The sequence below is a fragment of the Moritella sp. 5 genome, from assembly GCF_018219455.1.
GTDB lineage: Bacteria > Pseudomonadota > Gammaproteobacteria > Enterobacterales > Moritellaceae > Moritella.
The window spans coordinates 308,944-327,652 of the sequence record NZ_CP056122.1; the positions used below are offsets into that span (position 1 = coordinate 308,944).

The window sequence follows — 18,709 nt, forward strand, 5'->3', positions numbered from 1 at the left end:
GATCTTGTGGCTACTATAAAAAATAAACAGCAATTGGAACAGCAATTAAAAAAACGTATCATGCTTATCGATGGCGGCATGGGTACGATGATCCAAGACTATAAATTAGAAGAAGTAGATTACCGTGGTGAACGCTTTGCTGACTGGCATTGCGACGTCAAAGGTAACAATGATTTATTGGTATTAAGTAAGCCACAGCTCATTGCAGACATTCATAAAGAGTACCTCGATGCAGGTGCCGATATTCTTGAAACCAATACATTTAATGCCACTACTATCGCGATGGCTGATTATGATATGGAATCATTATCGGCAGAGATTAACCGTGAAGCGGCACGTATCGCACGTCAAGCTGCCGATGAAAAAACCGCAGAAAACCCAGACCGTCCCCGTTTTGTTGCTGGAGTATTAGGCCCAACAAACCGTACTTGTTCTATTTCTCCTGACGTAAACGATCCCGCTTTCCGTAATACTTCATTTGACCTTATGGTTGAAGCGTATATCGAATCAACCAAAGCCTTAATCGAAGGCGGTTCTGACTTTATTCTGATCGAAACTATCTTTGATACCTTGAACGCTAAAGCTGCGGTTTTTGCGGTGAAAACAGTATACGAAGAACTCGGTTACGAATTACCTATTATGATCTCAGGTACCATTACCGATGCCTCGGGTCGTACATTGACGGGACAAACCACAGAAGCATTTTATAATTCATTGCGCCATGCAGAGCCGATCACCTTTGGTCTTAACTGTGCATTAGGGCCAGATGAATTACGCCAATATGTCGGCGAACTCTCACGCATTTCAGAAAGCTATGTGACTGCGCATCCCAATGCCGGTTTACCGAATGCGTTTGGTGAGTATGACCTTAACCCGGAAGACATGGCTGAGCATATTAAGGAATGGGCTGAATCTGGTTTCTTAAATATGGTTGGCGGTTGTTGTGGTACCACACCAGAACATATTAAAGCTATGGCTGATGCGGTTGAAGGTATTAAGCCACGTCAATTACCTGAAATCGAAATTGCTTGCCGTTTAAGTGGTTTAGAGCCATTAACAATTTCTAAAGAAAGCCTGTTTGTTAACGTTGGTGAACGTACTAATGTAACCGGTTCTGCCCGTTTTAAACGTCTGATCAAAGAAGAAAATTATGACGAAGCACTACATGTTGCTCAGCAGCAAGTAGAGTCTGGCGCACAAATCATCGATATCAACATGGATGAAGGTATGCTGGATTCGTTGCATTGTATGCAGCGATTTTTAAACCTAGTTGCGTCAGAACCAGAAATATCGAAAGTGCCAATCATGATTGACTCCTCGAAGTGGGAGATCCTTGAAGCGGGTCTGAAATGCGTTCAGGGTAAAGCGATTGTTAACTCTATTTCATTGAAAGAGGGTGAAGATAACTTCCGCCGCCAAGCAACATTAATCCGCCGCTATGGTGCTGCGATGATCGTCATGGCTTTTGATGAAGATGGCCAAGCGGATACTCAAGAGCGTAAATTCCAAATTTGTAAGCGTTCTTACGATATCTTGGTGCACGAATTAAATTACCCGCCAGAAGATATCATCTTCGATCCAAATATTTTTGCTGTTGCAACGGGTATTGAAGAGCATAATAACTATGCGGTTGATTTCATCGAAGCCGTTAAAGACATTAAACGTGAGTTACCCCATGCCATGATTTCTGGTGGTGTCTCTAACGTATCTTTCTCGTTCCGTGGTAACAATCCATTACGTGAAGCAATTCATGCTGTGTTCTTGTACTACTGTATCCGTGAAGGTATGGATATGGGTATTGTGAATGCAGGACAGTTAGCCATTTATGATGATCTGCCGAAAGAGCTGTTGGATGCTGTTGAGGATGTGATCCTTAACCGTACTCCTGAAGGTACGGAAGCGTTGTTAGATATTGCTGATAAATACCGTGATTCAGGTGTTGAAGTGGAAGCTGAAACGCAAGAGTGGCGTACTTTTGAGGTTAATAAACGCTTAGAACATGCATTAGTCAAAGGTATCACTGAGTTTATCGAAGAAGATACTGAAGAAGCTCGTCAACAAGCAACGCTGCCATTAGAAGTGATTGAAGGTCCGTTAATGGACGGTATGAATACCGTTGGTGATTTGTTTGGTGCCGGTAAAATGTTCTTACCTCAGGTGGTTAAATCTGCCCGCGTAATGAAACGTGCAGTATCTTATTTAAATCCCTACATCGAAGCGTCAAAACAAAAAGGTTCTTCAAACGGTAAGATTTTATTAGCCACGGTAAAAGGCGATGTGCATGATATCGGTAAAAATATTGTAGGCGTTGTACTGCAGTGTAATAACTATGAGATCGTCGATATGGGCGTCATGGTATCTTGTGATGATATTTTGAAAAAAGCAGTGGAAGAAAACTGCGACATTATTGGCTTATCAGGACTGATCACGCCGTCACTAGATGAAATGGTGCATGTTGCTAAAGAATGTAAACGTAAAGGTTTAAAACTACCTATTCTTATTGGTGGCGCGACAACATCGAAAGCCCATACCGCGGTTAAAATTGAACAAAACTACGATGAGCCGGTGATTTATGTATCCAATGCCTCACGTGCAGTCGGTGTGGTATCGGCATTGTTGTCTGAAACTAAAAAGCCTGAATTGGTTGCGCGTATGGCCAAAGAATACGAAGTTGCGCGTGAACAGCATGCTCGTAAACGTCCGCGCAGTGCACCGGTGACACTTGATGTTGCACGTGCTAACAAAGCGCCGATTGATTGGGTTAACTACACACCGCCAGTACCGAAAACACTCGGTGTACAAAAATATATTAACTACTCAATTGCAGAGTTACGAAAATATATCGATTGGACGCCATTCTTCATGACCTGGACGCTGGCGGGTAAATACCCTCGAATCCTGACTGATGAAGTCGTGGGTGAGCAAGCGCAAAGTTTGTTTAATGATGCCAACGATATGCTTGATCGTTTGCAAGAATCAAATGAAGTGGGTGTTAATGGCGTGATTGGTTTATTCCCTGCAAACACAGTGAACGATGACACCATTGAAGTGTATACCGATGAAACACGTTCGCAGGTATTAACCAAGCTTGAGCACCTACGCCAGCAAACTAAGAAAAAATCTGGGCAGTATAATAATTGCTTAGCGGATTTTGTAGCGCCGAAAGAGTCAGGTAAATTTGACTACGTTGGTGCATTTGCGGTAACGGGTGGCATCGGTGAAGACGAAATGGCGAATTACTTCAAAGGTATTGAAGATGATTACAACGCTATTCTCGTTCAATCTGTGTGTGACCGTCTAGCTGAAGCAATGGCTGAACGCCTGCATGAATTAGTACGTAAAGAAGAGTGGGGTTTCACACCAACTGAAGAGTGGAACAACGATGACCTGATCCGTGAAAAATACCAAGGTATTCGTCCGGCACCGGGTTATGCAGCCTGTCCTGAACATACCGAGAAAGGCACTATTTGGGAATTACTCGACCCAGAAAGCATCGGTATGAAGCTAACTTCTTCTTATGCAATGTGGCCGGGTGCGGCGGTATCGGGTTGGATATTCTCCCATCCTGAATCACGTTACTTCGCGGTTGCATCGATTCAAGAAGACCAAGTGAAAGATTATGCGGAACGTAAAAACATGACGCTTGAAGAAGCCGAACGTTGGTTAGGACCTAACTTAGGGTATGCGCCTGACTAACGTTACGTATTGATTGCAAAAATGCCCGTATCGTTAATTAACGATACGGGCATTTTTATAACGTATTATTAATACACCTACCTGTAATGATTAATACGGCTGTAATGATTGAACTTTAGTACGCACTAACAACGGTTTTTTACGTTGGGTTAATACATTGCCTAATATCACAAATACCAGTCCCAGCGTTGAATACAGCGTCCAATGATAATCTTCAAATACCGCGGAAACACTTAAGGCTACAACCGGAGTGATAACTAAAATATACGCGGCGTTACTGGCACCTAAACGATCGACTAAGATAAGGTAAAAAGTAAAACCAAGTACCGATGCCGGAATGGCGAGATATAATAAGCTGCCGATATATTGCGTCGAGATCGTAAATTCAAACGAGATTCCACGGACTAAAATAATCAATAATAAGGCAAAGCAGCCATAAACCATGGCATAGCTGGTGGCGGTGAATGGTTGCACATTATTCTTGGTATTACGTATACTCAGCATATTGCCAATCGAGAAACACCAAGTGCCAAGTAGGGCAAATAATAGACCGTACAACGTATCTTGTGACCAATCTGTCTGCAGTAAATCACCTGCAAACAACAAGCTAATACCAACAAGCCCAAGTGTGGCACCTAACCAGAAATTAGCGTTGGTTTGGGTTTTGTAAAACAGCTTACTGTGAAAGGCATTGAATACTGGCGCGCTTGCCATAAATACCGCCACTAAGCCACTGGGGATATACAAAGTCGCACTGTAAAAGGCGAGGAAATTACAACAGAATAAACACACGCCTTGGAATGCCAAAAAAGCATGGTCTTTGCGTTTTACGGGTTGTAGTTTACCCCAAAGTTTACCGACAACAAACATGACCGCTGCCGCAATTGCAAAGCGGTAAAAGATTGAGACTTCCATTGGTACATCACCGTGTTGCCACTTGATTGATATCCACGAAAACCCCCAAATAAATATCATCGAAACATAGAGTAGTGCTGACATAGCGGCTCCTTCTTTATTATGCCCACAATTAATTAGTCTGCATTATTAAAGTATTTTGATGTTGGAAATATCACGATGTCGGTAAAACTAACACAATATTGCGGTTTAATTATTAGCATGATCACGGTATCAGTTGAGCAATCTGACATTAATGGTAGTATTTTGTTATGCCTTTAATAAAGCCTGTAATGGACCCGCTGGATATTGCCTTACCTCAACTTGAGGGCAGTGCAACTAGCTTTGAACAATCGCCCAGTAAGATCTGTTTACGACAAACGTCATTAACGGATGCACTGTCGTGGGCGCATTATCAAAATGAACATGACCGCTTATATTATGTGAATGATAAGCAGCACACTTTGAGTTTATACATGTCTGGTGGCTATGAAACCCACCGTACTGATGTTGACTCGGGGTTTGGTGCGCCTGGTAAATTTTGTTTAATGCCGAAAGATTCTGAAAGCCATTGGCAATTGGGACAAACGCAGCAATTCATGCACCTATATTTCAGTGATGATTATCTTAAGCAATTAGCCTTGAAAGTGTTTGATATTGATCCGCGTATGTTACAACTACCAGAATTAACCTTTGCCAATGATGCGGCAACCGAAGCTTTGTTTCGTCATTGTATGGCGACGAGTGATTGGCGCAGTGGCGATGATCATCTCGCTATGGAACAAGTGACAAACACTATTTTAGTGTCGATGTTGAAAAATATGGGCATCACCAAACTTACTGTACCGGTGAAAGGCGGGCTATCACCCAAAGTCACGGCGTTGGTATGTGATTATATGCAGGCGAATTTTTACCGTCAGGTTTACCTTGCTGAACTGGCGGAGTTAGCTCAATTAAGTGAATATCATTTTTGCCGGATGTTTAAACAAAGCATGGCACAAACACCACAAGCATATTTGTTAGCTGTTCGAATTGAGCAGGTGAAGTTATCTGTTACTAAGGGGCGAGGGAGTATGGTTGATATTGCATTGCAATGTGGCTTTGCGAACCAAAGCCACATGGGGCGTTACTTTAAAAAGCTGGTGGGTATTTCACCTCGCCAATACCGCCAGTTAAGTACGAATTAATGGATTTTAGCTTGTACTTTAGTCGCTGTATTATTAAGTTATTGTTGACGCTGATATAATTCAAAACAAACTTGTCCCGCTTGTTTTTCTTTTAAGATCGTCCAATTCGCTGGTAATTTAACTTGGTTAAGTTCTTTTTCGCGCTCGATATAAATCACTGCATTGGCACTTAACCAATTGTTTTCTTCCAGCTTGGCGCAACACTCTTCCAACAAAGCCTGACGAAAAGGCGGGTCAATAAACACTAGGTCGTAGCGCTGTGCTGGTACCTTGGTTAATAACTGCAGCGTATCACCACGTACTAACTGGGCATTCTCTGCTTTTAACAAATTAATGTTTTGTTGTAGTTGTGCCGCCGCGTTAGCGTCCTTTTCGAACAGTAGACCCGTGTCAGCATAGCGGGATAAAGCTTCAAATATTAATCCACCACTTCCAGCAAAAAGATCCAAGCAATGGCTGTCACGGACATAAGGTGATAACCAGTTAAACACGGTTTCTTTCACCCGGTCTGTGGTGGGCCTTAGACCAATAACATCTTTAACGGGGAGTTTTCGACCGCGCCATTGGCCACTGATGATCCGAATTTGTCCAGAAGGACGTTGATTTTGTTGTTTGCTGTTAGATTTTGCCATAGTAATTCTTTGTCTGGACAGAATAATGGTAATATACTCAAGCAACTTAGAAATGCAAGTTTCAGTGCTCGGGATGATACCGGATCACACTGTCACTTGTAGGTGAAGTTTAATTATATCGATATTGAGTCATTGTAGCAGGTCAATGCTGCTGAAAGTAAGGTTTTCCGAAAATGGCAAAGAAAGGCATGAAAAATTGGTTTGGCTTCGGTAAAAAAGAAGCAGAAGACACACATGAAAATGAAGTGTTAGTAAATAATGACGATATTCAACAGGATAACGTAATTGACAGTATTCAAACTGACAGCGCTCAAGTTAACAATACTGAGATAACTGAAACAGACGTTGAGGTGGTAGAAACTGCGACTATTGATAACGCTGAAGAATGTGTTATTGACGCGCCTAGCGCTGAAACGGCAGAGACTGACAGTGTGGATGTTGACGCTCCAAAGTGGTACCAGTTTGGCAAAAAGAAACAATTAAAACAGGACACTGAACAAGCCGAGGCGAAACCGCAACAAACGATAGACGAACAAGTAACAGACATTGTCGCTACGTCAGCGTCTATTGAGATTACAGATGAGGTTCAAACAACGGCAACGTCTACCGAGACAACTCCTGTTGTCGACACTGAAAATACGCCTGTAGCTGAAGTTCCCGCTGTTATTGATGATCGCGCAGATGATGTGATTGATGAAGAACCAAAGGATAAATTCTTTACCCGCTTAAAACGTGGCTTATCACGTACCAAGGGTAATATCGGTAGTGGTTTTAAAAACTTCTTTCGCGGTAAGCATATCGATGATGAGTTATTTGAAGAACTTGAAGAGCAGCTATTAATTGCCGATCTTGGTGTCGCGACAACAACTCGCATTATTGATAACTTAACGCAGCAAGCCTCGCGTAAAGAATTAAAAAATGCAGAAGCCCTGTACGATATCTTGAAAAAAGATATGGCGGAGATGTTGCATAAAGTTGAGCAGCCGTTAGAAATAGATAGTAACAACAAACCACACGTGATCTTAATGGTCGGTGTGAATGGTGTGGGTAAAACCACGACTATCGGTAAAATGGCGAAGAAATTCCAAGGCGAAGGTAAATCTGTGATGCTCGCTGCAGGTGATACATTCCGCGCTGCTGCGGTTGAACAATTACAAGTATGGGGTGATCGTAACGGCATCCCTGTGGTTGCACAACATACTGGTGCAGATAGTGCTTCGGTACTATTTGATGCGATGCAATCGGCAACGGCAAAAGACGTAGATGTTCTGATCGCAGATACCGCGGGTCGTTTGCAAAACAAAGCGCATCTAATGGAAGAGCTGAAGAAAGTTGTGCGTGTGATGAAAAAACACGACGCGACTGCGCCGCACGAGATTATGTTAACGATTGATGCAGGTACCGGTCAAAATGCCTTAAGCCAAGCGGAACTATTTAAAGAAGCCGTAGGTCTTACCGGCATTACGTTAACTAAGTTAGATGGAACTGCGAAAGGTGGTGTTATTTTTGCTGTCGCAGATAAATTCCAGATCCCAATTCGCTTTATCGGTATTGGTGAAGGTATTGATGATTTACGTACCTTTAATTCTGAAGAGTTTATTGATGCGCTCTTTAGTACTGAAGAACAAAAATAATAAGGTTAATACAGCGAGAACACGTTGCTATCACTGCTGCTGTTAATCATATATTGACCAAATACTCATCGATCATACGATGAGTATTTGGTTTTACTATTCTAATGTTCATACAAATATACCAAGGACACGGTCATCATGATTCGGTTTGATAATGTATCTAAAGTTTATCCTGGCAGCCTTAGTGCACTACAAAAGGTAAATTTTCATCTTGAAAAAGGTGAAATGGCTTTTTTAACGGGCCCATCGGGTGCCGGTAAAAGTACCTTATTAAAACTAATCAGCATGTTAGAACGACCAACCGCTGGTGAGATCACCTTAAATGGTCGTAATGTCACTAAAATTAGCAAATCTGAGATCCCCTTTTTACGTCGAGATATAGGTATTATTTTTCAAGATCATCGCTTATTAGTCGATCGAACCGTATTTGACAATGTTGCATTGCCTCTGATTATCAAAGGTTATACTGCCAAACAAGTTAACAACAGAGTGTTGGCGGCATTAGATAAAGTGGGTTTATACAATAAAGCCAAGTGTTACCCGCCCATGCTTTCTGGTGGTGAGCAACAACGTGTGGGTATTGCCCGTGCTATTATTTCTCGTCCTAAATTGTTGTTGGCCGATGAACCTACTGGTAACTTGGATCCACAACTATCGATGGAAATTATCAAACTGTTTGAAGAGTTCAATCGCACTGGTACTTCGGTATTGATTGCCACTCATGATTTGGGTTTGATTGCTAAAATGCGCTATCGCACTTTACGTATTAGGCGTGGTGAGATGTGTAATGACGAGTTACAAGGGATTTAACATGAATAAGCAACCCAATCGACCTGATGTATCATTTATTAAGCGTATCCAAATTCGTTGTCAACAGCATATCCACCAAGCGATATCGAGTTTGACCGACGTATGGCGTACGCCTATTGCATCATTAATGACTATGCTGGTTCTTGGCGTCAGTTTAGCCTTGCCTAGTACCCTGTATGTCGTATTAAAAAATAGTCAAACAGTCAGTGAAGGCTGGACTAGCCCGACTGATATTAATCTATTCTTGAAGAAAGACCTACCTGAATCGCGTTATAAAAATTTATTGCACCGATTAAAAACTTACAAAGAAGTCGATACTTTTGAGTACATTTCCAAAGAACAAGGCATGGAAGAATTTAAGCGCTCTTCTGGATTAGTTTCGGCATTGACACTGTTAGATCATAACCCGTTACCAGCAGTGGTAGTGGTGACGCCTAAACCTTATTACCGCACCTCAATTGCCGCCCAAGAGCTATTAGCGAAGTTAGAGCGCGAACCGGAAGTTCAACAAGGCAAGTTGGATATTATGTGGTTGGCACGCCTAGAAGGTATTATCTCGATCTTCAGTGATGCGGTATTCGTGGTATCAGTACTATTATTAAGTTCAGTGTTATTAATAATCGGTAATACTATACGGTTAAACATCTTATCTAATCGAGCTGAAATTGAAGTCTTAAAATTGGTGGGTGCCACGAATGCATTTGTGCAACGGCCATTTTTATATACCGGGTTTTGGTATGGTGCTATCGGAGGGGTTTTAGCTTGGTTAGTGACTATATTTATGGTGTATTGGATGGAAGATACAGTCCTTAATCTTGCTCAGTTATATAACACTGAATTTACGATTGAAGGATTAGCTTTTAGCGAGATAATGCTGTTGTTTATGACCGCTATTGGTATGGGACTTATCTCTGCTGCTATTTCTGTTAATTATTATATTGCTAAAATTGAACCGAGCTAAGACTGAATTTAGCGCAGAGTGCCACAGGACTAAGAGGAAAGTGTAAAAGAGTCAGGCGTAATCAAGTGTGTGCTTGAGTTACCCTGTTCTTTTATTATCTATATAGAATGTTACTGATAAATATAACTGCCATCTTCACGTAACGAAAATAGCACCGGCTCACTATCTACATCACTAATGCGAAGCTGTATTAGCTTGCCTGTCGCCGAGATATAAAATGACATGATCTGTCCAGGTTTCACTTGCGTAATGTATCGCGCGGGTGTGCGCAATGCGATTAAATCATGGAGTACAGCAGAGGGAATATCATACTGACGAAAAATCCGGTAAACAGAATCGCCTTTTCGAATGACATGCGCGCGCCATTCTCCGTCGATATTTTCAGGATCGAGCACTTTAATTTGTACTGGTGGCGGGGTATTACGGGTTTGACTCTGTTCTAGGCCCGCTTTATTTGCTACATTTTGTGTCGTTGTGAACGTCAGTTCGATTGACTTGCGTTCGTTGCTCGTATCTTCACTATTCGTCGCGTCATCTGATATTGGAATTATGAGTAACACGATTACTGCCAGTGATAATACGGGCAGTAATTTTCGATGAACACTGGGCAGGGTCTGATATGTACTACTTAACGCATTAACGCGCTTTGTCAATGATGGAAATAATAATTTAGTTTTTTCGATAAGAGAATATAATGCACTGCTCCCCATGATTAATTTCCTGTCATTTTTGTTTTTAATCGGATTTTGAGCTAATTAAGTCACTTTAGATAATAATAATATTGGCGCGTTATAGTTGAAATAACTATCTATAACGGCACTAAACAATACAATTTTTTGTTATTATCTAAGATAATTTTATTGCGCGTTTTATCATAGTATAAATGCTGAAAAATAGCATATGTTGTTTTCGCCTTTGAATGTGAAATTTTTACTTTATTTTAAATAACAGGAATCTTGATGACTGACGTTATTGATATGAGCTTAGAGGGTGTCGAAGAGCAACCGCTAAGGGAATTTACTGAGCAAGCATATTTGAATTATTCCATGTATGTGATTATGGATCGTGCCTTGCCTCATATTGGTGACGGGTTAAAGCCAGTACAACGTCGTATCACTTACGCAATGTCAGAACTGGGTTTACACGCAGGGGCTAAATATAAAAAATCAGCACGTACTGTTGGTGACGTACTCGGTAAGTACCATCCGCATGGCGATAGTGCTTGTTATGAAGCTATGGTACTTATGGCGCAACCTTTCTCTTATCGTTATCCATTAGTCGATGGTCAGGGGAACTGGGGTGCACCGGATGATCCAAAGTCATTTGCGGCAATGCGTTATACCGAAGCTAAATTATCTAAGTTTGCGGAAGTATTACTGGGTGAAGTCGGGTTAGGTACCGTTGACTGGTCACCTAATTTTGATGGCACTATGAAAGAGCCCCAGTTATTACCTGCACGGTTACCACATATCTTATTAAATGGTGTGACCGGTATTGCGGTTGGTATGGCAACTGATATTCCACCACATAACGTGCGTGAAGTGACGAATGCATGCCTGCATTTGATTGATAAGCCAAAAGCTGAGCTATCAGAATTGATGGCGTATGTGAAAGGTCCCGATTACCCGACTGAAGCAGAAATTATCACCCCAGAAAAAGATATCGCTAAAATCTACGAAACAGGTAAGGGTAGTATTAAAATGCGTGCGGTATTCAGCATTGAAAGTGGCGATATCGTGATTAGCGCGCTGCCTCATCAAGTGTCTGGTGGTAAAATTTTAGAACAAATTGCTGCACAAATGCAGGCGAAGAAATTACCGATGGTGGCTGATTTACGTGATGAGTCTGATCATGAAAACCCAACGCGCTTAGTAATAATACCACGTTCTAACCGCATCGATATCGAGCAGTTAATGGCGCACCTATTTGCCAGTACTGATCTTGAAAAAAATTACCGTGTTAACTTGAACATGATCGGTTTGAATGACAAACCGCAAGTTAAAGGTTTAAAGAAAATATTATTAGAATGGTTGGAGTTCCGTCGTACTACGGTACGTCGTCGTCTGCAATTCCGTTTGGATAAAGTACTTGCACGTTTGCATATGCTCGACGGTTTATTAATTGCATTCTTAAATATTGATGAAGTGATTGAAATTATTCGTAATTATGATGATCCAAAAACTGAATTAATTTCACGTTTTGATTTGTCGGTTAAACAAGCTGAAGCGGTACTGGAACTTAAACTTCGTCACTTAGCCAAGTTAGAAGAAATGCGTATTCGTGGTGAGCAAGGTGAATTAAACACCGAACGCCATAAACTTGAGCAACTATTAAGTTCAGATCGCCGTTTAGCGACATTAGTGAAAAAAGAGTTAATCGCAGATGCAGAGAAATTTGGTGATGAGCGCCGTTCACCGATCATCGAGCGTAAAGAAGCGAAAGCGTTAACCGAAAAAGAATTAATGCCAAATGAAGCCGTGACGGTGGTGTTATCACAACAAGGTTGGGCACGTTGTGCCAAGGGTCATGATGTGGATGCTAAAGGACTCAGTTATAAAGCCAGTGACGGTTATAAAGATGCCGCAGAAGGACGCAGTAACTGTCCTGCGGTATTTATAGATTCAAGTGGTCGTTCGTTTGCACTTGATGCGCACACATTACCATCTGCGCGTAGTCAGGGAGAACCATTAACGACCCGCTTTACGTTAGCAGCGGGGAAAACCTTTACCCACGCTATCATGGCTGAAGATAACCAACAGTTCTTACTGAGTTCTGATGCGGGTTATGGTTTCATTGGTAAGTTTAGTGACATGGTTAGTCGTAATAAAAACGGTAAAGCATTATTAACCTTGCCAGTTGGCGGTTTGGTGATTGAACCACAAGCGGTGACAGATATAACGACTGATCACTGTTTAATTATCTCTAACGAAGGGCGGATGCTGATTTTCCCTCTATCATCATTACCGTTATTATCGAAAGGTAAAGGGAATAAGTTAATGAATATTCCGTCAGCACGCGTAAAAAGTCGTGAAGAATTTGTACAAATGTTGACGATAGTTCCTGATGGGCAATCGGTAACGCTTTATGCTGGTAAGCGTAAATTAACGTTGAAACCCGCTGATTTAGAACACTATAAAGGTGAACGTGGACGTCGTGGGTTTAAGTTGCCACGCGGATTACAGCGTGTTGATACGTTAGAAACCGTGGATGAATGATTCAGCTAACGCTTGTACACTGAGTATCGGCTAGGTATACTCAGTGCCATGTTATAAGAGGGTTACAAATGTTATTAATTAGTCGTTTAGTCTTGGTCATGCTATTTATGATCTATTTATTGATCATGAGCGTATTGCGCTTTAGCTTACAACCTAGAAATCCAAAACACGTGGCATGTGTGGCGCGAAACTTCTCTCGTTTGGCACGACTTATGGGCGTTAAACTAATTGTGCGGAAACCTGCGGATTTGAATGATGGTGGACCGTATGTATTTGTTGGTAATCATCAAAATAATTTTGATTTGATGACCATGACTGCTGCAGTACAACCAGGGACAGTATCAGTCGGGAAGAAAAGCTTAGTTTGGGTACCTATTTTTGGTTTTGTATATTGGTTATCGGGTAATATTTTGATTGACCGTAATAACAAAAGTAAAGCGGTCGGTACTATTTCTGAAGTTGCGGATCGTATTCGTAAAGGTCACTTGAGTATTTGGATGTTTGCCGAAGGTACGCGTAGCCGTGGCCGAGGTTTATTACCGTTTAAAACCGGCGCATTCCACACTGCAATGCAAGCGGAAGTACCGATTGTGCCAGTGTGTTGCTCAAATACGCATAACAAAATAAAATTAAACCGCTGGGATAATGGCGAAGTGATTATTGAGATCATGGCACCGATTCCAACGGTAGGATTAGAACGTCGTTCGGTAAGAAAATTATCAACGGACGTACACGCGATTATGAAAAAACGAATTGACGAGTTATCTGCAGAAGCAAGAGACGCTTAATTAGATTGGTAAGTTTAGCTTAAGCGCTGTACCTGAATTTAAGATAAATAACGTTTTGTTAATAGTAAAACGCCCATCACAATTGAATTGTGATGGGCGTTTTTATTTATGCTATTTATTAACGCAATGCGTTATTAGCGTAACTATTTATTCGCGGACTTATTTATTAGCATAACTATTTATTAGCGTAGTAAACAGCGAACTTAGATGATTTTATTTGTAGTAAGCAATGCCCAAAAGCAGTTTCGATGATTTCTGGGTATTTAAGGAAGCTATTTGCAACTAAGACTAAATGACCGCGTGGATTAATGTAATTATGCGCTTCTTTTAAGAATGTTTCAGTACTTGCATAATGTGTTTTTAAACCAGCATGGAACGGTGGGTTAGAAATAATATAATCAAACTTACCACTAATATCAGAATACACATCAGAAAGGTAAGCTTTACCCGCTAATTCATTTGCTGCTAATGTTAATTGACTTGATTTAACAGCAAGCGCGCTAACATCTGTCATTTCAACCTTGCTTTCAGGGAAACGTTTCGCGATATAACTACCGATAATACCTGCACCACAACCAAGATCAAGCACACGACCTGATGGTTTTTTATGTAGGTTATTAAGTAGAATATTACTGCCTGTATCTAGTTTACCGTGGCTAAATACCCCCGGTAATGTACATACGGTTAGTTCGATCCCTTTCACTGTCATTGGGAATGTCGTGATCCAATCATCTTGCACAAATTTAGCTACAGGTTTATTTAATTGAGTTACAAACAGTGAGCTACGACGTGCTGCATCGAGTTTATTACAAATATCGCCATACGGGGCAAAGAATTTATTGGCACTGCGAATACCTGCATTATTTTCACCAACCATGAAGATCATCGCGTCATCTTCAAGATGTTCTGTAATGTTGGCTAATAGGTATTCTACTTCTGCTTTTGATTTTGACATATAAATCAAAGCGACTTGGTGTTTTTTAACTGCTTGATATTCTGTAGAGCAATGATTATCAATATTGCTGACATTATCATAATGTAGTTTAGCAGAGTAATCGTAGCTGAATAGCGTTACTTTTTTAGCTATTTTTGCTAACTCAGCAGGGTATGTATCTTCGATGTAACCCGCAATCAACAGGTCTTTATCTTCAAAATGTGCAGTATTACGCTCGAGTAATTGACTTGCTGGGGTATAGCTATTGCTGATCATGGGTCTGGACTCTTTACTTAATTTGGTCGAAGATTTGGCCGGAGAGTATATACCCAAACTACTTCAATATCCTCTCCTTTCGGTTTGCTGATGGTGTATCCAGACGTTGCTGGGTATCGCTTTACTTCGAAGGCTAGTCAGGTTTGATTTTCCTTATGTATTATCCTGCTTGACATTTTGCGGTGAATGAAGAATTATTAAACTATAAATAATAAACATTTGAATGTTTTTTTCATCAAAATGAGAACGCCACATGCTTAATTTAAAACGAAAACAAGATAAACAAGGCAAATTAAAGCCCACGTAGCATGTGATTCGAGAACATATAAATCCCTGTAGAAACCTCGACCGCAATTTATGTAATCGAGGTTTTTTTATAACCGAAATGGAGCTTCTATGAGTGTTAACTCAACGGTCACCGATAAATCAGCAATGAAAGAATTACTTAAAGGCTCAATTGTTGCTTTGGTTACCCCGTTTAAAAATAATGAAATTGATGAACCAGCATTACGTAACCTTGTTGACTGGCATGTAGAGCAAGGTACGCATGGTATTGTTGCAGTCGGCACAACGGGTGAATGCCCAACGCTGTCATTAGAAGAGCATTGCCAGATCCTGGATATCGTGGTGAACCAAGCTGCAGGTCGTTTACCGGTTATCGCTGGAGCAGGTTCAAATAACCCAACTGATGCGATCTTACTTTCTAACCATGCACAAGCGGCGGGTGCTATCGCGACGTTACATGTTGCTGGTTATTATAACCGACCTTGCCAGGAAGGTTTATATCAACATTTTAAAGCAATTAACGATAACAATGACTTACCTATCATTGTTTATAACATTCCAGGCCGTGTAATTGTTGATATTCAACCTGAAACGTTAGCGCGTATGGCAGAGCTCGAAAATGTTGTCGGTATTAAAGATGCAACAGGTGATCTGTCGCGTCCTTGGTTAGAGCGTCAATTAATTAAAGGTGATTTCTCTTTCCTATCTGGAGATGATTGCACAACGGTCGCTTATAATGTGTCTGGTGGTAATGGCTTAATTTCTGTGTCAGCTAATGTGGCGCCAAAACTGTATGCAGAAGTGCAGGAATTAACGTTTGCGGGTAAATATGTAGAAGCGAGAGAACTGCAAGATCGTTTGATTACGCTACATAACTTAATGTTTAAAGAAACTAGCCCGGCAGGTGTCAAGTATGCAGTGTCGTTATTAGGCTTGTGTGAACCTGAGTGCCGTTTACCTGTGATTGAACTGACCCAAGGTACTAAAGATGAAATTCGTGCAGCCATGGTTGAATTAGCGCTCATTTAACCTTGCAGACATCATTGCTAGTATGAAATGAAAACGGCGAGCTTAGCTCGCCGTTTTTGATCTTAACCGATTTATTTATCGATTAGCGATAACCACCTTTTACTGCACGTACCGCATAAGTCGTTAGCGAACTATCATGCCGTGAGAAAGGTACTTCAGTACCATTTGAAAAATCGATTACACGTGAAACTAGATGCGCAATCGAGTAGGGGAGTGTACTATCTGAGGCTCCTTTATAGGGTGTACTTGTGTAATAAATACTGGATATTGTATTTGGAAATAACGTGAGGTTAATTGCTGGTGCAGCACAACTGCGATCGATAAGTGAACCTAGTTCTTTAATATTTGGTAATCGCCAATCGTTAATATTATTAACGCTATAAGCTCCAGCAGCAAGTAAGGCTTCTTGCCAAGTCGAGTAACTTATCGCCCCACTATTTGAACACGTATTTGAGGTAAGATCGTAAGTTTGCCCTATGCTACACTTTGCCCATGTCAGACTAGTGCGCAGATCAATAATGGTGCCGTTACGATTATCAATAAAATCGGCTGGAGTATAATCTTGCTGTAGTGTTGTATCGCAATTTATATTGGCGGGATCTGAACTTGCCAATGTATGAGCGCTAAATAATCCAGCACAGATAAGTAATAATGGTATTTTTTTCATTATAGTATCGCCTCTCATTCTGTGTCTTCGCTGTCATCAGCGACTGGATTAAAGAATTCACTCGGGACATTACTGCTAACAACAAGCACTTTATGATATTCCTGCTTATTGCAGGTTTGCACATTACCGCTTTGTAAATTGACACACCAAGCCAGACCTTCTGAATCCTTAACTGATGAGCTGGTCCAGTAAACAGAGCCATTTTCGCCGTTATTATTAATCACACAATCTTCAGTCGCGCAATCAAAGAAGGTTTTATCGAGTGCATGTTTTTTGGTAGCTATAGTGCTGTAATCACTCACTTTCCCATAGTTCATAATACTGCGTAGCTGTTCTACAGTGGGTATTACCCAGTTACTCTTTCCGCATACTTTTAAAAAGTTCGTTTCATTCGCATAACTACCAGATGCACAATATAATGGAAGTTCACGATCACCATAGCTGCTGTTGTAGCCGCAGATGCTATTGGCAAATCCTGCTGGATCGGTATTGGTTGTAAAGCTGTTGTTGTTATTGTTTGCTGAACCATGATGCCAGCCAGGTCCAATGCCTGATAATGTGGATGCTTCCCATGGGTAGCTAAAATTGGCAGCATTGTAACGACGCTCTTCTGTCATTTGATATTTTGCAGGGAGAGATGGGTCAACCTCGCTATTCGTGAGCGTATTCGTCGTGGACTTCACTTGCCAAAGTAATCCCGTGATCTCATCTTTGACACAGCTATAATTATGACTAGTTGCGATCACTGGCATACCGTTGTTAGCTATTTTTACAAATCTAAACCCAGCTTTGCCTTTATATTCTGGATTTGAAGTATCAATATCTCGGCTATTTTTGTAAAAAATACTACTGGGATCCTGAGTATCACCACCGGCATTTGCTAACGCATTAGGATTGATGATGACATCCAGTCCATATGCCGCATCTTGTAAGGCAGGAGCGCCGCCTGGTTGTGCTCCTAGGTTGAAGTCACTACCGTCGGAATAATCGCTTATACCAGTATCATTAAGATAAACATTACCCGAGATGAGCAGATTAATTATTGCTGGCTCACCGGTATTGCCAGTAAACGTTAATGACAGTGTTCGTGCATCATATACATCATCTTTTTGATAGGTGGTGATAGTTAGACTTGTTGTCGTCGAGCCTTTAGCAAAGGTGAGGGTTGAAGCATTATTGATGGTGTAATCTTGGTTTATACCTTGGATAGCGGTGCCGACAATGTCAATATCGTAAATAACGGCAGCGTCAGGTGTTTTATCTAAGTAATAGTTGAAAGTAAATGTTTGTCCACGTTGGATAATTTTAGGTAATAAATTACCACTGGCAGTGTAAACGGTATCTTCGTTACTACCGTTATCAGTATCGCCACTGGAGTCTCCATTATCACCGGAGTCTGTACCATTATTAGTATTACCAGAGCCACTTGTGGCTGCGTCTAAGTTATCACTACCACAGCCAGTTAAGCCGAGAGATAGCAGTAAAATAGTTAAGAAACTTAACTTTTTTAAGCGCATATAAAATCCTTATTATTGCTACGACAGTAATCCGTTACTGAATAAGTGTGCTTTATTCTCTAAATCAACACAGGCGAAATGTTGCCGATATGTTAATTCACAGTGAGGTTATGATAGTACCTATAATTTTAACGGCTGAGAAGTGTCAATTGTCACAAATGGTTATAATATTTTTATTTATGAT

General features: G+C 41.0%; 14 protein-coding genes. 8 read left to right on the forward strand and 6 right to left on the reverse strand.

Going from position 1 to position 18,709, the window contains the following annotated elements; genetic code table 11:
• Window positions 1-6: 6 nt before the first annotated feature.
• The gene (metH, locus tag HWV01_RS01445) at window positions 7-3,696 is read left to right on the forward strand and encodes a methionine synthase (protein ID WP_211673752.1); all 3,690 of its coding nucleotides are present in this window, start codon (window positions 7-9) and stop codon (window positions 3,694-3,696) included.
• Between the two features lie 90 nt (window positions 3,697-3,786).
• Here the strand turns inward: metH and HWV01_RS01450 are convergent, their stop codons facing one another.
• A complete protein-coding gene (locus HWV01_RS01450) occupies window positions 3,787-4,695 on the reverse strand; it encodes a DMT family transporter (RefSeq protein WP_211673753.1) in 909 nt (302 codons plus the stop codon).
• A 167-nt stretch (window positions 4,696-4,862) separates the two neighbouring features.
• Between HWV01_RS01450 and HWV01_RS01455 the strand changes: the two genes are divergently transcribed.
• The gene (locus HWV01_RS01455) at window positions 4,863-5,777 is read left to right on the forward strand and encodes a helix-turn-helix transcriptional regulator (protein WP_211673754.1); all 915 of its coding nucleotides are present in this window, start codon (window positions 4,863-4,865) and stop codon (window positions 5,775-5,777) included.
• Window positions 5,778-5,815: 38 nt separating this feature from the next.
• Here the strand turns inward: HWV01_RS01455 and rsmD are convergent, their stop codons facing one another.
• Window positions 5,816-6,409, reverse strand: coding sequence for a 16S rRNA (guanine(966)-N(2))-methyltransferase RsmD (gene rsmD, locus HWV01_RS01460; protein ID WP_211673755.1), 594 nt, complete (start codon window positions 6,407-6,409; stop codon window positions 5,816-5,818).
• A 173-nt stretch (window positions 6,410-6,582) separates the two neighbouring features.
• Here rsmD and ftsY point away from each other — a divergent pair, with 173 nt between their 5' ends.
• The 3 genes from ftsY to ftsX all read left to right on the forward strand — a co-directional run bounded on the left by ftsY (window position 6,583) and on the right by ftsX (window position 9,814).
• A complete protein-coding gene (gene ftsY, locus HWV01_RS01465) occupies window positions 6,583-8,043 on the forward strand; it encodes a signal recognition particle-docking protein FtsY (protein WP_211673756.1) in 1,461 nt (486 codons plus the stop codon).
• A gap of 138 nt (window positions 8,044-8,181) precedes the next feature.
• Entirely contained in the window at window positions 8,182-8,853 is a 672-nt protein-coding gene (gene ftsE, locus HWV01_RS01470; RefSeq protein WP_045112086.1) for a cell division ATP-binding protein FtsE, read from the forward strand.
• 1 nt (window position 8,854) lies between these two features.
• Entirely contained in the window at window positions 8,855-9,814 is a 960-nt protein-coding gene (ftsX, locus tag HWV01_RS01475) for a permease-like cell division protein FtsX (protein ID WP_211673757.1), read from the forward strand.
• Between the two features lie 110 nt (window positions 9,815-9,924).
• On the opposite strand, the gene HWV01_RS01480 is transcribed toward ftsX, so the two are convergent.
• On the reverse strand, window positions 9,925-10,524 hold the full coding sequence (locus HWV01_RS01480) for a LysM-like peptidoglycan-binding domain-containing protein (RefSeq protein ID WP_211673758.1): 600 nt from the start codon (window positions 10,522-10,524) through the stop codon (window positions 9,925-9,927).
• A 249-nt stretch (window positions 10,525-10,773) separates the two neighbouring features.
• Here HWV01_RS01480 and parC point away from each other — a divergent pair, with 249 nt between their 5' ends.
• Both parC and HWV01_RS01490 read left to right on the forward strand, forming a co-directional pair.
• Complete coding sequence (gene parC / locus HWV01_RS01485; protein WP_211673759.1) at window positions 10,774-13,029, forward strand: DNA topoisomerase IV subunit A; 2,256 nt, start codon at window positions 10,774-10,776, stop codon at window positions 13,027-13,029.
• A gap of 68 nt (window positions 13,030-13,097) precedes the next feature.
• The gene (locus HWV01_RS01490; RefSeq protein WP_211673760.1) at window positions 13,098-13,817 is read left to right on the forward strand and encodes a 1-acylglycerol-3-phosphate O-acyltransferase; all 720 of its coding nucleotides are present in this window, start codon (window positions 13,098-13,100) and stop codon (window positions 13,815-13,817) included.
• 175 nt (window positions 13,818-13,992) lie between these two features.
• Here HWV01_RS01490 and rsmC read toward each other — a convergent pair whose 3' ends face one another.
• Window positions 13,993-15,027 carry a 16S rRNA (guanine(1207)-N(2))-methyltransferase RsmC gene (gene rsmC / locus HWV01_RS01495; RefSeq protein ID WP_211673761.1) on the reverse strand — a complete coding sequence of 345 codons (1,035 nt, stop codon included), beginning with the start codon at window positions 15,025-15,027 and terminating at the stop codon, window positions 13,993-13,995.
• Window positions 15,028-15,423: 396 nt separating this feature from the next.
• Between rsmC and dapA the strand changes: the two genes are divergently transcribed.
• Window positions 15,424-16,341: a 4-hydroxy-tetrahydrodipicolinate synthase gene (gene dapA, locus HWV01_RS01500; RefSeq protein WP_211673762.1), complete on the forward strand. Its 918-nt coding sequence runs from the start codon at window positions 15,424-15,426 to the stop codon at window positions 16,339-16,341.
• Window positions 16,342-16,423: 82 nt separating this feature from the next.
• Here the strand turns inward: dapA and HWV01_RS01505 are convergent, their stop codons facing one another.
• Together HWV01_RS01505 and HWV01_RS01510 are read right to left on the reverse strand one after the other, a co-directional pair.
• On the reverse strand, window positions 16,424-17,008 hold the full coding sequence (locus tag HWV01_RS01505; protein WP_211673763.1) for a DUF1566 domain-containing protein: 585 nt from the start codon (window positions 17,006-17,008) through the stop codon (window positions 16,424-16,426).
• A 14-nt stretch (window positions 17,009-17,022) separates the two neighbouring features.
• Window positions 17,023-18,525, reverse strand: a complete 1,503-nt coding sequence (locus HWV01_RS01510) for a DUF1566 domain-containing protein (protein ID WP_211673764.1) — start codon at window positions 18,523-18,525, stop codon at window positions 17,023-17,025.
• Window positions 18,526-18,709: the final 184 nt, after the last annotated feature.